We start from the raw sequence: 23,595 nt of genomic DNA on the forward strand, positions 1-23,595 counted from the left end.
GCTATTACAGGTATACCTTACAGTATCTTGAACGCAGGGTCGGACAACAGCGGATCAGCGGCGGCCACAGGCAGCGGTTTGCCCTCTACCTTGCTCTTGATGCCGTGGATCCACTTTTTGGCCCGTTCGTTCAGTTGGAAGCCCTTGGTCATGGACCGCCCGCGCGTCACGAGGATGCCAATATCGGCCCCTTCATAGCGGTAATCCCCCGGCTGCAAGATGCGCAGGAAGAACGCCTCGTTCTCGCTCTCTACGGCGCGACGGTGATAGTCGAAGCGGTCAAAGTTTACGGTTCCGTCCTCGCGCATGCGGTAAATGCCGGTCTCGGGCGCGTCCGAGCATATATCAACGCTGTCCGTCGTGTGCTTGATTACCATCTGGCTCCAGCTGTCGATATTAGCAGGATCGGCCCAACGCGCATTCAATTCATCCACGTCGAAATTGAACTTTTTCTTGGAAAATTCCAGCAGGTGAAACAAGAACAATGGCGCGTCCGCATGGGCAAAGGCTGCGTGGTTTGTCATGGATGACGCACCAGTGATACGTGGGTTCAATTCACCCAGCCACAGATCACCTGTCTTTTTGTCGATCAGGAAATCCAGCTCGAAATAGCCGCGGTAGCCTTCCTTGCGCAACTGCTCGCCGAATTTGAATGTCAGCTCACGCGCTTGCTCACGCACCTTGGGCGGAAAGGCCGTTGCCAACATCTCGTTGCCGCACCAGCCGCCGCGATAAGGTGTCAGCTCATTAAAACCGACAAGTTCTGTCATCAACGGGCCAACGATAGTTCCTTCCTTGGTCGCGCAAGCCTCGATTGCCGCACCACGGCAATTGATCCGCTTCATAATCTTGATCTCGCCCTCGCCGATAATCTCGGACTGGTGGCGGCGGAAGTCGGCCTCGTTTTTGATAAAGAATGTAGTGTGGCCACTGTCACCAAAAGCGGATTGCAGCACCAGATCATGCCCGATCCCGGCCTTTTCGCAGGTCTTGCGCAGGTCTTCGTAAGATTTAACCTCGGCCAGCGTATTGGGCACCGATGGCACACCCGCCTTGTTGCCGATCCGCACAGTTTCGATCTTGTTGTCCATCTTGGTGCGTAGCTTGGCCTTGGGGAACCACACCTCCGCGCCCAGTTCTTTGGACAAACGCTCGGTTTCCTCGTCGAACATCAGGAACACAAATTTGGGCTTGCCGCCGCGCTTCTTAATGAAGTCGATGACTTCCTTGTGCTGCAACAGGTAATTGTTGATGTCTTCGATAGACTGGAACTCCGCATGCGGCTGCTCGGAGGGGCAGAACACGTTGGGGTGCTTGCCGCCGTAACAGTCAATGTAGCAGATGTATTTGAAATTCTTCACCCATTCGTCCAGCCCCAACAGGTTAAAGTTGGTGGCCGAGATGAAATACACAGGGTCTTCGTTGCGGTGAAAGAACCGGCGGATTTCAGAGATATTCTTGAGAACGGTAGCCATTTTGTGCTCCTTTTCTATGGGTATTTATTCGGCTGCTTTGAGCGTTGAGGGCGACACGCTTTCCAGTGCCTCCGCCGTAAACACCCGCAGGCCCAGATCGGGCCGATAGCCGTGGATTTCGCTGACATCCAGCGCGCGCATAAAGCTCAGGATTTCCTGACTGACGACCTGTCCGGGCACCAGAATGGGGAAACCGGGCGGATAGGGGATGATGAAACTGGCCGAAACAATCGTGTCGCCCCGCTCCATCGCTTCTTTCAGTGACCCGTTCAGTTCCAGATAGTCGCAGTTCTTATCCTCGTAGGACAGAAAGAACGCTTTGCGGATATCGCCTTCACGGCTGTTGCCGCTCTCCAGAAACGCTTTGTGAAAGCGGCTGAAGTCGGGCAAGGGCGGGCAGTCTTCCAGCAGGTTCTTGACGCGACGGTCAAACCCCAGCTTTTCCATGCCAGAGGCGTCATCGTTCAACTCATCCAGTGACTTGGCAATCTCGACCAACACTTCGATCAAATAGGCCACGCTGGAGCGCGTGGTGCCGATGTTGGTCATGAACAGAACGGTGTTGCGCGAGGTTTTATTGATCTGGATGCCATATTTATCCATCAAAACCTTGTTCTTGAAGGTGTCGCCGTCCCAACCCGTGCCACCAACCAGCAGCGTCACGCGGCTGGCATCCAGCACAAATTCATCACGCTCCCAACAATCCCACATGTCGGTCCAGCCCTGTTCGGCATCGTAATAGCTTGTGACCCCGCTTTCGCGGTGCTCTTCGGGGATCATGTCACCAGCGGTCAGCACTTTGAAATACTTGCCCAGCAACGGATGGTCCGTGATCGCACGTCGCATGGACATGGCCGCCTCGATCTGGCGCTGCACAAACTCGAAACCTTCCAGCTCTACCTGACGACGCCCGACATCCAGCGATGCGATGATCTGGTAGTTGGGCGATGTCGAGGTGTGCGTCATATACGCCTCGTGAAAGCTCTGCTCGACCTCGCCTTTGAAATCCTGATCGTTCACGTGGATCATGCTCCCCTGCCGCAGACTGGTCAGGGTTTTGTGCGTAGACTGGGTGGAATAGGCCCGCACCCGCGACGTGGGCGGCGGGATCAGACGGGTACTCAGCAGCGTCTCGTCATCCGCATCCTTCAGCTCTTCTTGCTGCGCCTCATAGGCATCGCGGTGCGCTTGGGTCTTGAACCGCGCACGCAGCACATTGGCGGCGTTCATCGCCGTGCGTTGGCGATAGGTCGGGTTAAAGCGGCCAAAGGCGAACCACGCCTCGTCCCACAGAAAAATCAGGTCGGGTTTGATCGCCAGACATTCCTGCATCACCCGCTCTACGTTGTAGACCAACCCGTCAAAAGTGCAGTTGGTCAGCAACAACATCCGCACGCGGTCCAGCTTGCCCTGCGCTTTCAGCTCCAGCAAACGGTGCTTCATCTCGCGCAGCGGCACCGCCCCGTACATCGAATATTTATCGAGCGGGTAGCTGTCGAGATAACTGACATGTGCGCCGGCCAGCACCATGCCGTAGTGGTGCGACTTGTGGCAATCACGGTCCACCAGCACGATATCACCGGGTTTCAACAGGGCCTGCACAACGATCTTGTTACAGGTCGATGTACCGTTGGTCGCAAAAAACGTCTGCTTTGAACCGAACGCGCGGCTGGCAAGCTCTTGCGCCTCTTTGATCGGGCCGACAGGCTCCAGCAGACTGTCCAGCCCGCCGGACGTGGCCGAGGTTTCGGCCAGAAAGATGTTCGGCCCGTAAAAGGCGCCCATGTCCTGTATCCAGTGACTGCGCGTGATGGATTTACCGCGGCTGATGGGCATCGCGTGGAATACGCCTGTCGGCTGCTTGGAGTACTCGACCAATGCAGTGAAAAACGGCGTCTTGTTGCGCGCCTGCACCCCGCGCAGGATGTTCAGGTGCAGTTCCATAAAATCTTCGGAGTTGTAGAAAACGCGCCGGCAAATCCCCAGATCAAGCCCCGCGATATCCTCGACCGAGCGTTCGGTGACCAGATAGGCATCAAGCTCGGGGCGCACGCGGGCGATCATACGGCACAGCTCTGGCCCATAATTTTCGGGCGGGATCGCATCAATCTCGTCGCGCCCGCCAGCGCGTGCCAGATAGTGGGTCAGAATGTCCTCGACCTTGTCGGAGTGCAGCACCAGCCCGGGGCGCACGACAATGGCCTGTATATTATGGTTGAACAGCACCGCAATCAACGCGTCCTCGATCGAGGGCACAACCACCGCCTCATAGATAAACGGGTCTTCGGGGCGGCGCATGCCTGTGACGTTGGTCTTGAGCCAGCGTTCCTGATGCTCGTTTACGCTATCGACGATAAGCACTTCGAAATAGGGCTTGGACAGCGCGCGCATTTCGGGGCTGTGGTGGGCATCGTCGTCCTGTTCGTCCTGATCCACGCTGTCGCGCTCCAGCGGGATGGATCGGCGGCGATACGCCCCGGTCGTCAACGCGCGGGTGATCCTGTTAACAGCAAAGCTGACATCATCCAGCTTGCCGTGCTCGAAATGTCGCCGCAGCAGGGCAAATGCAGCTTTGCCCGGAAAGGCCCAATAGGCCTCCATCGTGCCAAGTGATTCAAACAGCTTTTCCACCGTGGCACGCAGTTGCGCCATTTCGGCGGCATTAGGGTTGCGCGTCAGCGCCGCCGTTGCCTCACGCAGCGCACTCCACCGGTCGGATCGCAGCTGGATCGCTGACGAATAGTCTTTCATCGAATTCATCGGTCTTTCTCCGCATAGTGCTGCGCGACTGGGCCGTTCGATGCGCGGCAGGGGCAGCCACATGGCCCGCCCCCACCAGATCGCGGCCCTAGCCGCTGGAAGTGTTTGATCCCGCTGTTCCTGTCAGGACACCGGGTTTGGCAACAGGCGTAGGGGCCTCCGCTGGTTCGGCAACAGGCGTCGCCGTTCCAGCAGAGGGGTTTGGCAATGGCTCTACCGGAAAGGCGGGCGGCACCTTGTGCGCAAAGCCCGGCTGACTGTCCTGCCCGTCAAAAGACGGTGCATAAGGCACGCGCATGGCAGGCGTGGTCGTATCCAGACCTGCTGTTGTCCCCTGCTGTGGAATCGCCAGCGGCCCCAATGTTTTGAGGTATTCATCCGTGCCACTGGTCCGGTCATAGACCGAAAAATCGGTCGAACGGTCGCGGAAGGATTTCAGAACCTGTCCCAGACCTTTCATGCCCGTCTCACGCTGGCGACGCACCATATCGAGGTCGACCTCGATGGGGAACATATCTTCTTGGCCTGCGGATTGGTGCAGCACCATAGATGTCGGATCAACCACGCAGGATTTACCCACGCCGCCCGCGCCCAGACCGTTCACGTCTATCACATAACACTGGAACTGCGCCGCTGTGGCCCGCGCAATCGCCAGCTCTGCATCACGGTCGGTCGTGCCTGTCAGCACAGGGTGCAGCAGCACCTCGACGCCCTGACTGGTTAACTGCCGCGTGGTTTCGGGGAACCACATATCATAACATATCGACAAGCCAAAGCGGCCCACTTCCGGGACGTCGAACACACAAAAATCCGTACCCGCCGCAATGCCGCTTTCATACGGGCGGAACGGGAACATCTTGGCATAACGGCGGATGATCTCACCTGCGGGGTTGATCACCACGGACGTATTATAGATCCGCCCATCTTCGGGATCGGTGATAAACATCGAACCGGGGATCAGCCAGACACGGTGCTTTGCCGCTGTCGCCTGAAACCGCTCCAGCGCATCATTCTGTGGTGGCAGTGCATACTGGTCCAGCGGGCCAAAAGGGGCCAACTCTGAAAACAGCACCATCTGTGTCCAAGGGAACCGCGCCATCAGAATATCAAGCCGCTGGATCATACCATCGACATTGGGCTGTAGGGCATTGACGTACATCTGCACGCCGGCAATTGCGAAAGGGGTCATATCTGCTCACTCCGGGGGATACGGCACTGGCCGTTTGTCCCAGCCCATACGCCCTTTGAACGAGGAGTGAAACACCCCAAACACATGGCGTACGCTGCGGCAATCATGTGTTGATATGTCGGGTTGGGGAGGGTGATTTTATGCCGCCGCTCTGCGTGCTGCGCTGCACGTGCTACTGATCGGATTGAAAGAAACAAGAGGAAAACCAGCAGCCGATTTTCGCACGGGTTCAACATCGATGAACCCGCCAGACTGACGAAAGTGCTTTGCCGAAACGTCGTCCTCACCAGAGGGTCCCCCACAGCAATTCACGTGCAAATCTACGATCTTCCCTCTCCCCTTTTTCGGTATGTGAGCTGCGTCTTCTGACGGTGGATCGCATTACCTGAATTCAAAACCGCTTATTTCCGATAGGCGTTTCAGTGCAACGCAAACCTATCCGCTGTATAGCCCAACGCCGCTCCCCGCCGTTCTGTTCCCTGAGATAAAGCGTAGGCAGGTTTCGCAAGATGAGCAACCCGTATGTCCTCACGCAAACACCAATAAACTAAGGCGCTGGGACAGGCAGACAAAACGATCATGAAGCGCCCAAATAATAGGCGTACCCCATGTGCGCACTCAAGATCACAGAAGGGTCATATACCTGTGCGCCTCTTGCCAAGGCGCGCTTTAATACGCTCTACATCTTTCTACAGTAGCCAACGCACAGCAGTCCGGAGCCATGAATGTCCCATCTACGCGAACTCACCCGTTACAGTACCCTTGCGGGCGTTGCTATTCTCGCTGTGCTCAGTTTGCTGGCAGCACTGATTTGGTCGGCTTGGTTTTTGCTGCCGCTGGCGGTGTTTGCGGCCCTGTCCGCACTGGGTTGGCGTGATGTACGTCAATCCTCCCATTCAGTTTTGCGCAATTATCCGGTGTTGGGCCATATCCGTTTTCTGATGGAAAAAATCCGCCCCGAAATCCGTCAGTATCTTCTGGAAGACGATCAGGACGAAGAACCGTTTAGCCGCGATCAGCGCAGCCTTGTTTACCAGCGCGCCAAAGGGCAGGAAGATGCCCGCCCGTTCGGCACGAAAAAGCGGGTCTATGAAGGCGGCTACAGCTGGGTCACACATTCCGTTCAGCCCAAGCATATCGACAACTCGGACTTCCGGATCATGATAGGCGGCAAAGACTGCGCACAACCCTATGATGCCTCCATCTACAATATCTCCGCGATGAGCTTTGGATCCCTATCAGGTCCCGCGATCCAAGCCTTGAATCGGGGCGCAAAAGAGGGCGGATTTGCCCATGATACAGGAGAAGGATCGGTCAGCCGCTATCACAAGGAAGGCGGCGGCGACCTGATCTATCAGGTGGCCTCGGGCTATTTCGGCGCGCGTGCGAAGGATGGCAGCTTTGATCCTGATAAATTTGCAGTCACCGCACAACTACCACAGGTCAAGATGATCGAACTGAAGCTGAGCCAAGGTGCAAAACCCGGTCATGGCGGCATGCTGCCCGCTGGCAAAATCACCGAGGAAATCGCCGAAGCGCGCGGCATTCCGATGGGGGAAGACTGCGTATCGCCTGCTGCACATTCGGCCTTTTCCACCCCGATCGAGATGTGCGAGTTTCTGGGCCGCCTGCGCGATCTATCAGGTGGCAAGCCTGTCGGCTTCAAGCTGTGCATCGGCCACCAACGCGAATTCATGTGCATGGTCAAAGCAATGCTGGAGACAGGTATTATCCCCGACTTTATCGTCGTTGACGGGGCCGAAGGCGGCACGGGTGCAGCCCCGCTTGAGTTTGCAAACCATGTCGGCATGCCCATGGTTGAAGGACTGACTTTTGTACACAACACCCTGCGCGGCGCTGGCATCCGCGACCAGATCAAACTGGGCGCAGCAGGCAAAGTTGTTTCGGCTTTTGACATCGCGCGCGCATTGGCGCTGGGGGCGGATTGGTGCAATTCTGCACGCGGCTTTATGTTCGCGATCGGCTGCATTCAGGCACAGGCCTGTCACACCAATCACTGCCCTGTGGGTGTCGCAACCCAAGATCCCCTCCGCGCACGCGCGCTTGATCCGGTACACAAATCCAAACGCGTAGCGCGGTTTCACCGCGAAACGCTGGTCGCTTTGGGTGAAATGACGGGGGCCGCGGGCCTGTCCAACCCAAGCCAGTTTTTGCCCCACCACCTGATGCAGCGGCAATCAGACCGTTCGATGGTCCAAGGGAATAAGGCATTCCCCTATCTTCCAATTGGGTTTTTGATAGATGACGATGCCGCAGACCATATGGGGTACAAAGACCGCTGGTCACGGGCCAGTGCGCAGACGTTCAATCCGCCAGAGTATATCTAGCACATCCCAACAACAGATAGGCCGTTTCCAACGCTTCAGGGGCGGCCCGTACCACGCGTCCGCCCCGCGCGCACCGCGAAATCAGCGCCCCCGCCGCTGGCATCTGCGCATCGCGCGCGGTCCCTGTGATGCCAGTGCCATAGATCGCATAGGTCTGTGATGCCACCGGCGGGGAGGCATGACCCTGCCAAAGCGCCAGATCAACATCGCCACCGAATACGCCCTTAGCGAGCAAACGCACGACCAATCCGTTATCTTGCGCCGTTCCACTAAGCGACCAGACGTTGCCGCCAAACCCGTCAGGCGGCCATTCCAGACGGCGCAAGTCACTGCCGCCAGCACGCATCGTCTCTTCGTCAACTGTGCTGGTCAAATGTCCGAACCCAGCCGCGCCGACACGGCGAATATTGGTTGTGATCACGGTTTCACCGCTCCAAAAACCACTCACTGCGACCCAATCGCCCACATCCAGCGCCTCGTTTGGGGGGATATGAACGGCAGTACCCATAATACGGGCGATGTGGCCCCGCACCTGCGAGACAGGGCCGACAATGGCGTAGACCTCAAATATGCGGGTGGCCGTTACCTTGCCCTGCACCACCTGCGCCGCAATGGCTAAAACATCGCCCCGTTGCACCGATTTTTCTGCGCCCAGCGGGCTAATGATACGCTGACCATCCGGCACAACGATGCGCTGGCCTGCAACCGTCAGCGGTGCCACAGCTTCTACCACACCGAATACACCTAACCGCAGGGTGTCCTGTGCCTGTGCAGGCAGTCCCAGTAGACAGCAGATCAATATCAGCCAACGGCACATAGCGCCCCCTTTACAGGTTCGCAGTATTCGCCAAATCAAAAGACTACAAAAGCAAAAACGCGCGAGGGTTTCCCCCCGCGCGCATTGATCATTACATGGGCAAGGCCGTTTATGCAGCGCCCTCGGCAACCGCGGCGGCCAACGCCTCCTCAAAAATCGCCAGACCTTCGTCGACGATCTCCTCGGATGCGGTCAGTGGCACCATCACACGGATCGCATTGCCATGCATGCCACAGCTCAGCAGCAACAGACCCCGCTCCAACGCGTGGGCGATGATGCGTTTGGTCAGGGCGGCATCTGGCGCGGCGGTATCAAAGTCCGTTACAAACTCGACAGCGACCATCGCGCCCAAGCCGCGAATATCCCACATACGGTAAGGGGCTGCCCGCGCGCCAATCTCGGCAAAACGCGCCTTGAGCTTGTCACCCATCGCAATGGATTTCGCCAACAAGTCTTCGTCCTCAATCGCGGTGATTGCAGCCAAGGCCGCCGCACAAGCAACAGGGTTGCCACCATAGGTGCCACCCAAACCGCCCGGATCCATCGCATCCATAACATCGGCACGGCCAATAACACCCGCTAGCGGATAGCCACCCGCCATCGATTTCGCCACAGTGATCAGGTCAGGCACAACGCCAGAATGTTCGATCGCAAACCATTTTCCTGTACGGCCAAAGCCTGCCTGCACTTCGTCAGCGATCAGCAGGATGCCATGCTGGTCACAGATTGCACGCAACGCAGTCAGCATCTCGAACGGCACAGGAGTATAGCCGCCCTCGCCCAAAACAGGCTCGATTATCATGCAAGCAATGCGATCAGGCTGCGCATCTGTCAGAAACAGGTTTTGCAGGCCCGTCAGCGCATCTTCGACGGTGATGCCGTCACGCACAGACGGGAATGGCGCGCGAAACACATCGGCAGGGAACGGGCCGACGTTCTTTTTATAAGGGCTGACTTTTCCGGTCATGCCCAGCGTCAACAGCGTGCGACCGTGATAGCCACCAGTAAAAGCAATCACACCAGGACGGCCTGTTGCTGCACGCGCAATTTTCACTGCATTTTCAACCGCTTCCGCACCAGTTGTAACCAACAACGTCTTTTTGGGCGCGTCACCCGGGGCGATATCGTTCAGCTTTTCAGCCAGCTCGATATAGGGCGCATAAGGAACAACCTGAAACGAGGTATGCGTGTACAGATCTTCTTGGGCCTTGGCTGCAGCAATCACACCAGGGTGACGGTGGCCTGTGTTCAACACACCAATACCGCCGACAAAGTCGATGAACCGCTTGCCATCCACGTCCCACAGCTCTGCATTTTCTGCATAAGATGCGTAAACAGGCGCTGCCGAGGCAACACCACGCGGCACAGCAGCCTCGCGGCGCGCAACAAGATCAGCGTTGGTGTAGGTAACGGGTGCAGCAGGCTCGACGATTGCGATCTGTGCTTTCTTTTTTGTAACTTTGCGCGGCGCGCGCTTTGCGGTGCTGGCCATGGGTCTCATCCTAATCTGCGAAAATCAGACGCGGCAAACCCCGCGTTTAAAAAACCTTTCGTCCCGTTTAATTTAATTGTCAATCAGGATTACTCGGCCACTTGTAGTTTTCTGGTTTGGATGGTCATGTCGGCCAAACTCCGCCGCCCTGTGCGCCCAGTGCACAGCGCCCCAACCAACGGAAACGACCGCTTTGAATATCGGACAACGTCTGAAACAGATCAGAATGGAACGCGGGCTGTCCCAGCGCGAACTTGCCACACGCGCAGGCCTGACCAACGGGACCATTTCGCTGATAGAGACAGATAAAACTTCTCCCTCTGTTGCTTCGCTCAAAAGCTTGCTGGACGCGATCCCGATCTCGATGGCAGAATTCTTTGGCGCGCTGGAAGATCAAAGCGCGCCGAAAATTTTCTATCGAGCGGATGAATTCACGCAACTGGCCCCGGATGGACCCGGACAGGTCTCACTCAGGCAGTTGGGCAATGCGCGCGACCACACGTTGCAAGTGCTGCACGAAACCTACCCGCCCGGCGCGGATACGGGCCCAGAATTTCTGGCCCATGAAGGCGAAGAGGCGGGTATCGTGACCAAAGGCGAAATCGAGCTGACCGTGGGAAGCGAAATTGCCATACTCACCAAAGGCGACGGATATTTATTCGACAGCCGACAACCCCATCGATTCCGCAACACAGGCGACGCCCCATGCGAAATCGTCAGCGCCCTGACACCACCCGTTTTCTAAACGCTCCAACCAGCAAAAGGCTCTCCCGCGAAACGGAAGAGCCTTTCGATCTTTCGTCGGACCTCAAGTCTGACGATCCCTAACGCCTACCCTTTTTAGGCCTGTGGCTATCGCGGTCTTTGCGAGGCGTGTGATCCTCGTCAAAGCGGTTATGGTCAGTGCGGTTTACCGATGTCATGGCAACCACAATAACAGCAACCATCATCAGGATCATGAGGCCGCCAATGAACATTTCATTCGTCATGGGTGCCTCCTTTTCCTTGGTCGTCAGCAATAGAACCACGCCAAAGCGGTAAAGTTCCCGATTGCCGGAAACGGACGCGTGATTAGTAGTCGTAGGTGCTTTTGTCGGTCAGCGGCACAGGGAAAGACAGCTGCAAAACAAACATCCCTTCTTCCTCGCCACTTTCCAGCGTGCCATTCAACTGGCGCGCAAACGCTTGGATCAGCTTAGACCCGAGGCCAGTGCCTTCATCATCCGTTTCGCCACCCGCCGTGTTGACGATCCGCAGCTGCGCCATCTCATCGCCGGTCTGTTTGAGGCTTACGCCGATCTGCTTATCAGAGATGCCGCCTGCAGGCACGTATTTCAGCGCATTGGTCACAGCTTCGGACACCAGCAGTGTCAGTGGGGCCGCGTCGTCAGAGGCGATAAGAATGTTGTCATATTCTTCGACCACGTTGATTCCCGAGTTGGGTGCAAGCCCTACAGCCAGATTGCGCGAGACGACTTCGCGCAACAACATTCCCGCATCAACACGCGACATCTCATTGTCCTGATAGATGCTCTGATGCACCGTAGCGAGGCTGAGAATACGGTCCTGCAGGCGCTGTAAGACGCGGCGGTTTGCCTCTGTCGGCGCTTGCCTGATCTGCATGTTCATAATGGACGAAATCAGCTGCAGATTGTTCTTAACGCGGTGATGCACTTCTTTCAGCAAGATGTTCTTCTCGCGAAGGCTGTCCTCCAACCGCGCTTCGTCCTGCAGGATCGAATTAGCCATCCCCAGAAATGATTGTTCCATCGCGGCGATTTCCAGCGGAACACCATCCCCTAGAATTTTGCGCGGCAAAGTACGGTTCAGGGCAAAGTGGCGCATCTGCCGACCCAGCTTTCGGATATGTTTGATCGCCAGGCGGTTCAGCGCCCAAAATGCGACAATCAGGCTGGCCACCCACATGATGATAGGCAGCAATGTCGAAACCCGACCCGAAAAATCAGTCTCTAGCAAAGGCGTATCCGTGGGCCAGACACTCATCGCAAAAACCGTGCCCTGCAGCATTGGCAGCACCGCATAGACCCGCTCTATCCCTACAGTATTTTGCGCGGTGAATACCTGCCGCGCGCCGCCCGTCAGCTGCGCCAGCGCGTACGATGCAGGTAGTTCCGCCTCGGCGATGCCCGGCTCATGCTCAGACGTGATAATCTGGCCGTTGCCATTGAAAGTGATCAGCGACAGAGGCGCAACAGCCCCCGAGGACAGTTCGGAGGTAACAAGCGCCTCACGGCTGATCGAAATGAACACAAACCCAATCGATTCATCACCTTCGAAAACCGGCGTTGTGATCACAATTACCGATCTGTCAGAAATCGTCCCCCGCGCCACTGCGGTGACAGTCCGCGTGCCGCGCTCTATTGCCTCTTTTACAATTGCAGAGCCGGACAGGTCATAAGTCTCACGCGTGGACGAGCAGTTCATCACACCGTCGTTCTGTACAAAACCAACTAGACGATAGTCGCCATTCTCGGACTTGTAGTTTTTCAAGAACTCCGTGCATCGCTCGGGATCGTCACGGACCAGGCGCACAACCGAACTCAGCGCGCGACCGGCACCTACCGCCTCTTGCAAAATTGTCCTCTCGGTGACAGCAGCCTGCTCCGTCACCGCCATTAACGACAGTTCGGCGGTTTGCTGGCTTTGGTCCGCGATCTGGCGTGTTTGCATTACAGCAATCAAACCAATCGGCAACAAAGCCAGCGATAGAAACAAAATGACGCGGAACGCCAGCCCACGAAACAGGCTATGGCGCAGAAAGCCTGATGTCATGAGTTAGAAACTGGCCATCTTGGAAGCGGACAGAACAGACATCGTTGCATCGTCAGTCATCTCCATCGCCTCATCCTCTTTCAGACCCATCAACTCGGCCATTTGTTTGCGCGCACGGTTGGTACGGCTCTTGATCGTACCGACAGCCACGCCACACATCTCCGCCGCTTCCTCGTAGGAAAAACCCGACGCGCCAATCAACAGCAACGCCTCGCGCTGCTCGTCCTTCAGTTTGCCCAGTGCGACGCGAAAATCCTGCATCTGCAAGTGACCGTCATGTGCAGGTTTTTCTGCCAGACCTTCGGTAAACGTACCGTCCACATCCGCGACCTCACGCTTGGCCTTGCGGCGCGAAGAATAGTAGGTGTTGCGCAGAATGGTGAACAGCCATGCCCGCATGTTGGTGCCAACTTCGAATTTCTCGATGTTGGTCCATGCTTTCACCAATGTGTCCTGCACCATGTCATCAGCAGTAGCGTTATTGCGCGTCAGCGATATGGCAAATGCGCGCATTGCGGGCAAATGTTCAACCAACTCGTCCCGAGGATCAGCGTTGCTCATCGGCTGCTGTCCTTTTCGCTGTCTTGCTGTTTTAGCTGTTCAAGAAGGGATTTGAACCTGTCAGGCACGCCTTCTTCAATCGCCTCTTCATAGACACGGCGCAAATTCTCGTCGATAACTCCCTCATGGGATTTTTTCTGGCTTCTACCGGTCATTTGCCCTCGTTCATAAATAATTTACTGCAGTTCGGGAACCAAACGCAGACCTACGGTGTTTAGTTCCAAAGATATTACAAAAAAGGAACGGCTCATATGAGTGATCAACAAGCAGGGCAAAGCGTAAGTGACCAGTTGGGGCATTACATCCCGTTTTTGCGCCGGTACGCGCGTGCTCTCACCGGCAGCCAATCAAGCGGCGATCAATTCGCTGCCGCCGCGCTAGAGGCGATTTTGGTAGATCGTTCGGTATTGGACGGTATGGACGTGAAGACCGGTCTTTACCGCGTCCTCTATGGCATCTGGGCCAGTGCGGGTGCGCCGATCGAAGAGGGTGAAGCTGGTCCCAGAGCGAAGGCGCAGAAACATCTCGCCAAGCTGACCAACAACAGCCGTGAGGCCTTGTTGCTCTATACCATCGAAGGTTTCTCTTATCGCGACATCGCCACCATCATCGGCGTCGATAAAGCCGAGGCAGAAGAACTGGTGTCGGTCGCACGTCGCGAGATGGCCGACAGCGTCATGGGATCCGTCATGATTATTGAGGATGAAGCAATCATTGCGATGGATATCGAAAGCATCGTCGGCGACATGGGCCACCGCGTCACCGGAATTGCCCGCACCCGTGACGAGGCTGTCGAGCTGGGGCGTGCCGATGTGCCCGACCTGATCCTTGCCGATATCCAGCTTGCCGATAACTCGTCCGGTATTGATGCGGTCAACGATCTGCTGGGCGAGCTGGGCGAGCGTCCCGTGATTTTCATCACCGCCTTCCCCGAGCGTTTGCTGACAGGCGACAAGCCAGAGCCTGCGTTCCTGATTTCCAAGCCCTACACCGAGGATCAGGTGATTTCGGCAGTCAGTCAGGCAATGTTCTTTTCATCCACAGAGACATTGCACGTCTGACACCACGACAGACTGCAAACAAACCCAAGCCCTGCCAGAAATGGCGGGGCTTTTGCATTTCCACGAACCCATGTGCGGTATGGCGCGTTAAATCTGCAAGCAATCCATAAAGGGAGACACATCATGGCAAATGCAAAAACATCCGCAAGCGGCAAAGCCACCAGCGATGCAACCCTGCAGGACCTGTCAGAGCAAATCGAAACCTTGAAAGCCGATATCGCCGCGCTGACAGAAACGCTGGGCGATTATGGTGCTGCTAAAACCAAAGCAGCAAAGGAAGCGGCCAGAGATAAGGCGGCAGAGCTGCACGCATCGGGCCGCGCTACTGTAGCGAAGGCACAAAACAATGTAGAAGAGTTTGTACAAACCCAGCCTGCAACGGCACTGGGTCTGGCGGCGGGTATCGGCTTTCTCGTCGGGGTGATGGCAAGCGCGCGTCGCTAAATCACTTGGCCACCTCATTAAAAACCCACGCAGGCAGGCAAAGCAGACGGCACAGACCGCCGCGATCAACATTTGGACGTGCATCGCCATGGCGACTGGTCTGGCAATTGCTGGCTGAATGACCACGTCGATCACCCCGCTGCGATCCTAGGCGCGCTCTACACAGGCGCAGGTCCGCTCGGGCTCGCCCTTGCAGCTCCACGGCGCAAAGCGCGCGTTTGAAAACTGCCGCCTCAAAATCTGCGCCGATTTACTGGTTGATGTCTCGCAAAAGGACGTTAGCGCAGTATCATGCACCCGCAGATCAAGCACCGCGCATAGCTACCAGATCAAACCCTCTGCCTTTGTCAGGGTAGCGGGTTTGCTGGCGTCTCGTCCACAATGTCCTCAGGCTCCGCCGTCACCGTCTCTCCGAATGGGGAAGCAGCTTCAGGTGCGTCGATACCGTAGCCGTGCTTTTCCACCTGCGCGTTTACAACCGCCCCCAGCAATATCAAAAAGCTACTGATCCACAGCCACACCAGCATCGCGATCACCGCCCCGATAGAACCATAGACCTGATTATAGCTGCCAAAATTCGCCACATAATACGAGAACACGACAGAAACGGCGGCCCAGCTCACAACGGCTGTCAATGCGCCGGGTCGGATAGCACGCCGCGTGCGTGGCACGGCGCGGTTAGGGCCATAGCGATACAGCACACTGACCCCCGCCAATAAAACGGCGACCGCAATCAACCAGCGCGATGCCTCCGCCACAAATCCCGCCACGCCACCCAGCGGGAAAAACGCAAGCACCACAGGCGCTACAACCAGCGTAATCAGTGATACAACGCCCACGGCAACCAGTGCCACTGTTAACAACAGCGCACGAATATAATGCGACAGCGTTGTGCGGTTCTTCTCCCCATGCACCGCGTTCAGCCCTGTCATCATCGCAGCGACCCCCGCCCGCGCCGACCAGAGCGCTGCAGCAATCGAAATCGCCCCTGCCCAACCCAATGTATCAGGGCTGGTTGTCACGAGGCTCACGATCTGGGCGTTGAAAATTTCATACACGTCATTGGGCAACAGCCCACGCATATCTTCGAGTTGCGCAATCACGATCGTAGGGTCCGCTACCAGACTGGTCAGCGCAATCAGCGCAGCAATCGCGGGAAAAAGCGACAGCATCCCGAAGAAGCCTACCCCCGCGGACACCAGCGCGAGGTTTGTATCTCCGATTTGCCCGAAACCGTCGCGCAGCCCAGCCCAGAGTTTGCCAATCCTGCCTGCCAAACCGTGCTCTCCATTTTCACGCACCATCAGGCAGCGTCCTCGACATCATCACGCACCTGCCCCCACGCAAGTAGCGTGAAAATTACTGTGCCTCCTATGATGTTACCCGCCAATACAGGCAAGAAGAAACCGAATAGCGCATCATTCAGCCCTAAATCCCCACGCAGTATCAGCACACCCATCTCGACCGATCCCGCCACGATATGCGTGAAATCACCTGCTGCGATCAACCAAGTGAACGTAAGCACCAGAAAAAACGCCGCCTGCTTGGCCTGTGGCAGCATCCAGACGATCAACGCCACAATAATACCTGCCGGAATAGCCCGCCAAAAGCTCTCGCCCGCGGGCATCCCTGTGGCATGCTCGGAAAGTGCTACAATCGCGGGCAGCACTTCGGGAGTAATCGCAGGGGTGAAAACGAACAGGGCCGCCGCCGCAAAGGCACCGATCACGTTGGCGCACAGCACAATTGCCCACAACCGCAACATCGCGCCAAAAACAGGCCAGCACCGCGCCTGCATAACAGGCAAAACCGTCGTGATTGTATTTTCAGTAAACAGCTGCATCCGCCCCATGATTACTGCCAAAAATCCCAGCGAATAGCCAAAATTCTCAATCAAAAACCGCTGTGGTGTATCCGGCAGATACGCACGCAACACGGCCTCTCCCAGCACTGACAGGCTGATCAAAATACCCGCTGCAATGCCCGACCAGAACAGCGACCTTTTGGTGCGCGCAAGCTCTTCTTCACCGTCGCGGCGGATCACTTCGTATATCATATGCGGCGACAATGCTGCGGCTTCTGAAACGGACTGCTCTTCGGCTTCCTGTTCGGTCTGGGTCGTATTTTTCATCTATGCACTCCTGCGGTGGCAGCCTACGGGTCTATAATTGGGGCCTTGCACAACGGATTGGTTCCGCAATGATAAGACCAACTAAAAGTCCCAACGCCCGAACCCGCCGTTTCGTTCACCAAAGGATGCCCGATGCCCACGCCCCTCTCGACAGCCATTGCCGCGAAACGCGACGATCTCATCGCTTTGACGCAAGATCTGATCCGCATCCCCACGCTTAACCCACCAGGTCAGGACTATCTCGCCATCTGTGAATATCTGGACCATAGGCTGCGCAGCCACGGCTTTGAGACACAACTGATCCGCGCCCACGGCACTCCGGGCGACAGCACCAAATACCCCCGCTGGAATATCATCGCCCGCCGCGAGGGCACGCAGGCAGGCGATTGTGTCCACTTCAACAGCCACACCGATGTGGTCGAGGTCGGGCGCGGTTGGACACATGATCCCTTCGGCGGGGCGCTGGTTGACGGAAAAATCTACGGCCGCGGTGCTTGTGACATGAAAGGCGGTCTTGCCGCGTCAATCATCGCTGCCGAAGCCTTCATCGAAACCTACAACGACTTTAAAGGGGCCATCGAAATCTCTGGCACCGCAGACGAAGAATCAGGCGGCTATGGCGGTGTCGCCTATCTGGCAGAACAAGGCTATTTCAATCCTGAACGGGTCCAGCATGTCATCATTCCAGAACCCCTGAACAAGGACCGTATCTGTCTCGGCCATCGCGGGGGCTGGTGGGCCGAGATCGAAACAAAGGGCGAAATCGCCCACGGCTCCATGCCTTTTTTGGGCGACTGCGCAGTCCGCCACATGGGCGCTGTCCTCAATGAATTCGAGAACAAACTCTTCCCCGCCATGGCACTGCGCACCACGGACATGCCCGTCGTGCCCGAAGGCGCACGCAGTTCGACCATGAATATCAACTCCATCCACGGGGGCGCAAAAGAACAAGACGACGACTTTGACGGCTTGCCCTCCCATTGCGTTCCCGACAGCTGCCGCATCACAATCGATCGCCGATTTCTGGTTGAAGAACCCCTCGATCAAGTGCGCGGCGAGGTCACCGCCCTGCTAGAGGGTCTGCGCACCACCCGCCCCGATTTCGACTATGAACTCACCGAAATCAATTCGGTGCTCCCCTCCATGACAGACCGCACAGCCCCGGTGGTACAAACCGTCGCAAAGGCAATTCAGGATGTCATGGGCAAAGACCCCGAATATGTCGCCTCCCCGGGTACCTATGATCAAAAACATATCGACCGCATCGGAAAGTTGAAAAACTGCATCGCCTATGGTCCCGGCGTATTGGAGCTGGCCCATAAACCCGACGAATGGATCGGCGTAGATGATATGATCGACAGCGCCTGCGTCATGGGTGCGGCACTTGAAAGCCTGTTATTGCCGCGATCCTGAGGACCATTCTCTTCTATTTTTCTTGGCCATAAATCCTCCGGGGGAATTGGCCCTTGGGCCAAGGGGGCAGCGCCCCCAACACCCCGTCAGTCAAACGCATCCTGCGCCGCAAGGCTCAGCCCGTCCACAATTGCCGTGAGCGCGGAACCGTGATGCACTTGCGCGTGCGGGAACGCTTGTGACAATGCACCGCGTGTCACCTGCATCAAGCTGGAACCGCCGACAAATACCAGATGCGTGACATCCTCAGGGTTCTTGCCCGCTGCGGTTAGCGTGTCACGCGCCGCCGCCGCCATCTGCTGTGTCAGCGGTGACAGCAGCCGATCCACACCAGCCTCATCCAGCGCTACACCCAGTCCACGTTCAATCACACGCAGATCAATCTCGCCTGTACCATCTACGTTAGCCGCAATTTTACCCGCTTCTACCGCGAACGCGATGTCATGACCCAATTCGTCGCCCAGCACAGACACCAGCCGCGCCAGCTTATCCGGCTCAACGGCATATTGCGCCAGATCTTTGGCCAAACGGCGACTGTCAGGCGCATAGAGAAATGGAATTTTCTGCCATGTCGCCAGATCGTTGAATATCGTCGCAGGCGCCACGTGCGTGTCACTTCCGAAGGCGTGGCGTATCTGGCTCCCACGACCCAATAGCGGCATGACCGTCTCAAGGCTCAGCGCGCGGTCAAAGTCGGTCCCCCCCAGCCGCACACCATAGCTGGAGAGAATATCAATCGCTTTGGCGCCGTTGCGAAACAGCGTAAAATCCGATGTACCACCGCCGATGTCCACGATCAGCCCCAGATCATCGCGCTGCAGCAACGCACGGTTCGACAGCGCAGCGGCCTCCGGCTCGTACATAAACGCCACATCGTCGAAGCCAGCCCGCAAATAGGCCTCGCGCAGATCGACCTCAGCCTGCGCATTACGCGCATCATCAGCGTGAAAACGTACCGGACGCCCTGAGAGCGCACGGTCATATGTCTCTCCCGTCTGGGCCTGTGCGGCCTCCCGAACACGCGCCAAGAACCGCGCGACAATGTCGATAAAATCCAGCTTTTCGCCCAGCAGATTGCGCTGCTCGCGCATCAAAGGCGCGCCCAGCAAACTTTTGAGCGCGCGCATATAGCGCCCTTCCTCACCGGCCAGCAAAGCGCGCCCCGCCGCCGATCCGATCAGCATCTTTTTTGCCTCAAAATCGAAAAACACCGCCGTCGGCAAGGTCTGCCCGTCGGCTTCAAGTGCGATCAGATGGGGCGCACCCGAGCGCGCGACACCCGCAGCCGAATTCGACGTCCCGAAATCCACACCCAGAACTGCCATGATTGATCCCCCTGCGCTAAAGGCCTCTAATATACCGCTGCGCCCTATCCCAGCGCCTAAGTTACCGCAAGGTTTCTCCTAGCCACGGGCGGGATCGTCGCCTAACCTCTCTGCATAACAACGCCTCAGGGAGAGTCTCATGTTCCATTTCCGCCCCCTTCTGCTGGGTGTCAGCGCCGCCGCATTGCTGGCGGGTGCCGCCAGTGCCAAGGATGACATCACCATCGCCATCCAGCTTGAGCCGCCGCATATGGATCCTACCAGTGCCGCCGCTGGTGCCATTGATTCCGTCCTGTACTCCAACGTCTTCGAAGGACTGACCCGCTTTGACAGCTCGGGCGCCGTCATTCCCGGCCTCGCCAAAAGCTGGGATATCTCGGACGATGGGCTGAACTATATCTTTATCCTGCACGACAACGTCAAATTCCATGACGGTACAACAATGGAAGCGGATGATGTGAAATTCTCGCTCGACCGGATCGCAGCCGAAGACAGCGCCAATGCGCAAAAGGCGCTCTACGCCGCGATCAAAGAAGTGAATGTCATTGATGCCGCCACTGTCGAGATCAACCTGTCCGAGCCGAACGGCAACATGTTGTTCAACCTCGCATGGGGCGACGCCGTGATTGTCGCGCCAGAAAGTATTGAAGGCATCAAACAGACACCCATCGGCACGGGAGCCTTTAAATTCGACAGCTGGACGCAGGGCGACAAGGTCGAGCTTTCGCGCTTTGACGATTATTGGGGCACGCCAGCCATTCTCAGCAATGCGACGTTCAAGTTCATCTCCGACCCCACGGCTGCCTTCTCGGCCATGATGGCCGAAGATATTGACGTGTTCTCGGGCTTTCCCGCCCCCGAAAACCTGCCCCAGTTCGAGGCCGACCCACGTTTTCAGGTTCTTGTAGGCTCCACCGAGGGCGAAACGATCCTGTCGACCAACAACAAAATGCCCCCCTTTGACAACGTCAAAGTCCGTCAGGCATTGGCCCATGCAATTGACCGCCAGTCTATCATTGATGGTGCGATGTTCGGCTATGGCACCCCCATCGGCACGCATTTTGCGCCCCACAATCCCGCCTATGTAGATTTTACAGGGATGAGCAATTATGACCCCGAGAAAGCCAAGGCTCTGCTGGCTGAGGCAGGTTTTGCAGACGGGTTCGAGACAACCCTTTTCCTGCCACCCCCCTCTTACGCACGCCGCGGTGGCGAGATTATCGCAGCACAGTTGGCGCAGGTCGGCATCAAGGCCGAGATAACTAACGTCGAATGGGCGCAGTGGCTGGAATCAGTGTTCAAAGGCAAAAACTTTGGCCTGACGATTGTCAGCCACACCGAGCCAATGGACATCGGTATCTACGCCAACCCCGATTACTACTTCCAATACGACAACCCCGCGTTCCAAGAGCTGATGACGAAACTCAACAGCACCACGGACCCCGATATGCGCACTGCTATGATGGGTGATGCGCAAAAGATCATCGCCGAGGATTATGTGAACGGCTATCTGTTCCAGCTTGCTGCCCTGTCGGTGGCAAAATCCGGTCTGCAAGGGCTCTGGTCAAACGCACCCACCCAAGCAAACGACCTGACGGCTGTCAGCTGGTCCGAGTAACCCGCCACAATATGACCGCACAAAGGCCTCGCTCTCGCGGGGCCTTTTTGTTTTGAGGTCGCGTGTTCACGCCGTTTCGGACCCCGCCCATGCTACTTGCCCTTTTGATCCTTGCTTATTTCGCAGCCGTTAACGTAGTGGCTTACCGCGCGTTTGCGCGCGACAAGCAATTTGCAATCGACCGACAACAGCGCACGCCCGAAGCACGTCTGCTGTTTTGGGCCGCATTGGGCGGATGGTGTGGCGCGAAATATGCACAGCAAAAACTGCGGCATAAGTCCTACAAGCAGCCCTTTGGCCGCCACCTTAATGAAATCGGTATGATACAGGGCATGGTGCTTGGGCTTTTTGCGCTTACTTTTGGTGTCATGGTGCTGTTTCCCGCTGTGGACAGCCCTAGTACGCCGTCTTCCAAGACCGCCTCTGGCGCATCAGAAACGCGACCCGATCCCGCACCTCCGTCGATATCGCTGCGTCCTCCTGTGGGGCGTCCCGCAGGGTTGTGAACCAATGCTCAGGCGGGTTGCGGCCACGGCTGTTGCCCGGAAAACTCAGCGCGCGCAGCACAGACTGCGCCTGCGGGCTGACGGCTGCATCGGGATCATGGCCATTCAATATGGCCCATACTCCTGCCCACATCCGCCCGACAGTCCAAGGGTTGTAGCCGCCACCGCCAAGCACCAAAAGGCGTGGTGCGCCCAGCGCCATCAGCCTGCGCAAGACATCCCAATGGGCGTTATTGCTCATCCCCAGATGGGCCAACGGATCATCCACAACACCGTCTGCACCGCATAGCAGTACGATCGCATCAGGTGCAAATTCTGCCACCATCGGCGCGATCAGTGCATCGCGCACATGGGCCATATCCGCATCGTTAAAGCCGCGCGGCACAGGCAGGTTCACCGCACTGCCACCTGCATTGTCTCCGATCAACCCTGTGCGCGGCCACAGTCCCTCTTCATGGACCGAGATCATCAAACAATCGCGATCTCCCGCAAATCCTTCGGCCACCCCATCACAATGGTGCGCGTCGATATCTACATATGCGATCCGCCGGACACCGTGGTGGCGCAGGGACAGCATAGCCAGCACCGGATCGTTGAGATAGCAAAAGCCGTTTGCCCGCGCGGGCATTCCGTGATGTGTGCCACCTGCGGGATTATAAACCACTCCCCCTTCGGCCAGCAGTTCTCCCGCGAGGATAGACCCCCCCGCAGCTGTGGCTGGGCGGCAGAAAATTTCAGCAAACACAGGGTTATTAGCGCTCCCGATACTATAGCGCTCCAGATCGTCTCCTTCGATCTGCTGTGCGGCCTCGATCCGTTGTAGCGCCGCGATATAGGCAGGGTCATGCCACGCCTCAAGCGCCTTGGGTTTGGCGCGCGGCGAGTTGATGAACTGGTCGGCGGGCAACCACCCCATTGCACGGCTCAGGTCCATCACGGTTGAAACACGCGGCACCCGCAACGGATGATGCACCCCGTAGCTCGAGGTGCGGAAAATTTCGTGTCCTATGAAAAGCGGTTTGTGCACGTGATGAAACTAGCCGCAGATGCCACAAAGAAAAGGGGCCGCAACGTGCGACCCCCTGCATATGCCCAAAGGGCATGCTGCCTTTGTGTTCGGTTAGCGTGTGCCGTCCATACCAGCGGCTGCTTCCAGCACCATAGCGTCGATGTTGCGGGCGCAGGTCAGGTTGAGGACTTTGATTTCTTCAGCATAGCGCGCCATGTCGTCGCCAGCTGGTACAGTTGTCGTTGCCGTAGCCGTACCATTGCTGTCAGCGATGGTTGTGGTGCTGCCTGAGGGGCTTTCCTCTGCGGCCTCTCCCACCAGTGGCGCAGTCGCCGTTGCCACGCCGTTATTGTCTGCGATTGTGGCGTCGGAGGTGTTGTTCAGTTCCAGCACAGCGGCGACAGCGACGCGGTTCTGATCAGCCTGCGACAGGTCGTTGTATTCACCACATGTCATCGAGTTCAGATCGCTTGAAGTTGCAGCCATTGCAGGCAGCGAAGTACTCAGTGCGAGGGCGGCGATAGCTGTTGTTTTGATAAAGCGTGTCATAGTTGTTTTCCTTTAGTTGCGGCACTGATGTCGTGCCAGTCTGTCTGGGTAAACAATGCAAAGAGGCTCACCAAAGTTCCTGTATTTAACTTAAATTTCAGATG

General features: G+C 57.0%; 21 protein-coding genes. 7 read left to right on the forward strand and 14 right to left on the reverse strand.

The genetic code is table 11. The features are described from left to right. Positions 1-17: 17 nt before the first annotated feature. From Q0903_RS05010 to Q0903_RS05020, 3 genes are all read right to left on the reverse strand, one after another. A complete protein-coding gene (locus Q0903_RS05010; protein WP_299025914.1) occupies positions 18-1,475 on the reverse strand; it encodes a biotin carboxylase in 1,458 nt (485 codons plus the stop codon). Between the two features lie 24 nt (positions 1,476-1,499). Then, a complete protein-coding gene (locus Q0903_RS05015) occupies positions 1,500-4,235 on the reverse strand; it encodes an aminotransferase class I/II-fold pyridoxal phosphate-dependent enzyme (protein WP_299413373.1) in 2,736 nt (911 codons plus the stop codon). Between the two features lie 88 nt (positions 4,236-4,323). Then, the gene (locus Q0903_RS05020) at positions 4,324-5,424 is read right to left on the reverse strand and encodes a carbon-nitrogen hydrolase family protein (protein ID WP_299413376.1); all 1,101 of its coding nucleotides are present in this window, start codon (positions 5,422-5,424) and stop codon (positions 4,324-4,326) included. A gap of 725 nt (positions 5,425-6,149) precedes the next feature. On the opposite strand from Q0903_RS05020, the gene Q0903_RS05025 reads away from it, so the two are divergent. After that, the gene (locus Q0903_RS05025) at positions 6,150-7,772 is read left to right on the forward strand and encodes an FMN-binding glutamate synthase family protein (RefSeq protein WP_299413379.1); all 1,623 of its coding nucleotides are present in this window, start codon (positions 6,150-6,152) and stop codon (positions 7,770-7,772) included. On the opposite strand, the gene Q0903_RS05030 is transcribed toward Q0903_RS05025, so the two are convergent. Together Q0903_RS05030 and gabT are read right to left on the reverse strand one after the other, a co-directional pair. Then, a complete protein-coding gene (locus tag Q0903_RS05030; protein WP_299413381.1) occupies positions 7,750-8,589 on the reverse strand; it encodes a hypothetical protein in 840 nt (279 codons plus the stop codon). The two genes, Q0903_RS05025 and Q0903_RS05030, sit on opposite strands and share 23 nt — an antisense overlap. Positions 8,590-8,698: 109 nt before the next feature. Beyond that, the gene (gene gabT, locus Q0903_RS05035) at positions 8,699-10,081 is read right to left on the reverse strand and encodes a 4-aminobutyrate--2-oxoglutarate transaminase (RefSeq protein WP_299413383.1); all 1,383 of its coding nucleotides are present in this window, start codon (positions 10,079-10,081) and stop codon (positions 8,699-8,701) included. 193 nt (positions 10,082-10,274) lie between these two features. Between gabT and Q0903_RS05040 the strand changes: the two genes are divergently transcribed. Continuing rightward, positions 10,275-10,826, forward strand: a complete 552-nt coding sequence (locus Q0903_RS05040) for a cupin domain-containing protein (protein ID WP_299025930.1) — start codon at positions 10,275-10,277, stop codon at positions 10,824-10,826. Between the two features lie 79 nt (positions 10,827-10,905). On the opposite strand, the gene Q0903_RS05045 is transcribed toward Q0903_RS05040, so the two are convergent. The 4 genes from Q0903_RS05045 to Q0903_RS05060 all read right to left on the reverse strand — a co-directional run bounded on the left by Q0903_RS05045 (position 10,906) and on the right by Q0903_RS05060 (position 13,590). After that, positions 10,906-11,070: a hypothetical protein gene (locus Q0903_RS05045; protein ID WP_299025933.1), complete on the reverse strand. Its 165-nt coding sequence runs from the start codon at positions 11,068-11,070 to the stop codon at positions 10,906-10,908. A gap of 82 nt (positions 11,071-11,152) precedes the next feature. Beyond that, a complete protein-coding gene (locus Q0903_RS05050) occupies positions 11,153-12,874 on the reverse strand; it encodes a histidine kinase dimerization/phosphoacceptor domain -containing protein (protein WP_299413387.1) in 1,722 nt (573 codons plus the stop codon). A gap of 3 nt (positions 12,875-12,877) precedes the next feature. After that, on the reverse strand, positions 12,878-13,435 hold the full coding sequence (locus Q0903_RS05055; protein ID WP_299413388.1) for an RNA polymerase sigma factor: 558 nt from the start codon (positions 13,433-13,435) through the stop codon (positions 12,878-12,880). Next, positions 13,432-13,590, reverse strand: a complete 159-nt coding sequence (locus tag Q0903_RS05060) for a NepR family anti-sigma factor (RefSeq protein WP_299025940.1) — start codon at positions 13,588-13,590, stop codon at positions 13,432-13,434. Before Q0903_RS05060 ends, Q0903_RS05055 begins: the two co-directional genes overlap by 4 nt. A 96-nt stretch (positions 13,591-13,686) precedes the next feature. Between Q0903_RS05060 and Q0903_RS05065 the strand changes: the two genes are divergently transcribed. Next, on the forward strand, positions 13,687-14,496 hold the full coding sequence (locus Q0903_RS05065) for a response regulator (protein ID WP_299413390.1): 810 nt from the start codon (positions 13,687-13,689) through the stop codon (positions 14,494-14,496). A 123-nt stretch (positions 14,497-14,619) separates the two neighbouring features. Continuing rightward, a complete protein-coding gene (locus Q0903_RS05070; protein ID WP_299413392.1) occupies positions 14,620-14,940 on the forward strand; it encodes a DUF883 domain-containing protein in 321 nt (106 codons plus the stop codon). Positions 14,941-15,287: 347 nt separating this feature from the next. Here the strand turns inward: Q0903_RS05070 and Q0903_RS05075 are convergent, their stop codons facing one another. Beyond that, entirely contained in the window at positions 15,288-16,244 is a 957-nt protein-coding gene (locus Q0903_RS05075; protein WP_299025948.1) for a YihY/virulence factor BrkB family protein, read from the reverse strand. Beyond that, positions 16,244-17,071, reverse strand: a complete 828-nt coding sequence (locus Q0903_RS05080) for a formate/nitrite transporter family protein (RefSeq protein WP_299413393.1) — start codon at positions 17,069-17,071, stop codon at positions 16,244-16,246. Before Q0903_RS05080 ends, Q0903_RS05075 begins: the two co-directional genes overlap by 1 nt. Positions 17,072-17,203: 132 nt before the next feature. Here Q0903_RS05080 and Q0903_RS05085 point away from each other — a divergent pair, with 132 nt between their 5' ends. Continuing rightward, the gene (locus Q0903_RS05085; RefSeq protein WP_299025954.1) at positions 17,204-18,484 is read left to right on the forward strand and encodes an acetylornithine deacetylase/succinyl-diaminopimelate desuccinylase family protein; all 1,281 of its coding nucleotides are present in this window, start codon (positions 17,204-17,206) and stop codon (positions 18,482-18,484) included. A gap of 86 nt (positions 18,485-18,570) precedes the next feature. Here Q0903_RS05085 and Q0903_RS05090 read toward each other — a convergent pair whose 3' ends face one another. Continuing rightward, on the reverse strand, positions 18,571-19,809 hold the full coding sequence (locus Q0903_RS05090) for an Hsp70 family protein (protein WP_299413395.1): 1,239 nt from the start codon (positions 19,807-19,809) through the stop codon (positions 18,571-18,573). A gap of 139 nt (positions 19,810-19,948) precedes the next feature. Here Q0903_RS05090 and Q0903_RS05095 point away from each other — a divergent pair, with 139 nt between their 5' ends. Further along, entirely contained in the window at positions 19,949-21,427 is a 1,479-nt protein-coding gene (locus Q0903_RS05095; protein ID WP_299025960.1) for an ABC transporter substrate-binding protein, read from the forward strand. An 89-nt stretch (positions 21,428-21,516) separates the two neighbouring features. Beyond that, positions 21,517-21,933 carry a DUF1294 domain-containing protein gene (locus Q0903_RS19740; protein WP_366141480.1) on the forward strand — a complete coding sequence of 139 codons (417 nt, stop codon included), beginning with the start codon at positions 21,517-21,519 and terminating at the stop codon, positions 21,931-21,933. On the opposite strand, the gene Q0903_RS05100 is transcribed toward Q0903_RS19740, so the two are convergent. Next, the gene (locus Q0903_RS05100; protein WP_299413397.1) at positions 21,824-22,960 is read right to left on the reverse strand and encodes an acetoin utilization protein AcuC; all 1,137 of its coding nucleotides are present in this window, start codon (positions 22,958-22,960) and stop codon (positions 21,824-21,826) included. The two genes, Q0903_RS19740 and Q0903_RS05100, sit on opposite strands and share 110 nt — an antisense overlap. A 93-nt stretch (positions 22,961-23,053) precedes the next feature. After that, entirely contained in the window at positions 23,054-23,491 is a 438-nt protein-coding gene (locus tag Q0903_RS05105) for an HdeA/HdeB family chaperone (RefSeq protein ID WP_299025966.1), read from the reverse strand. Positions 23,492-23,595 lie beyond the last annotated feature (104 nt).

It is taken from the genome of uncultured Sulfitobacter sp. (assembly GCF_947502895.1).
Classification (GTDB): domain Bacteria; phylum Pseudomonadota; class Alphaproteobacteria; order Rhodobacterales; family Rhodobacteraceae; genus Sulfitobacter.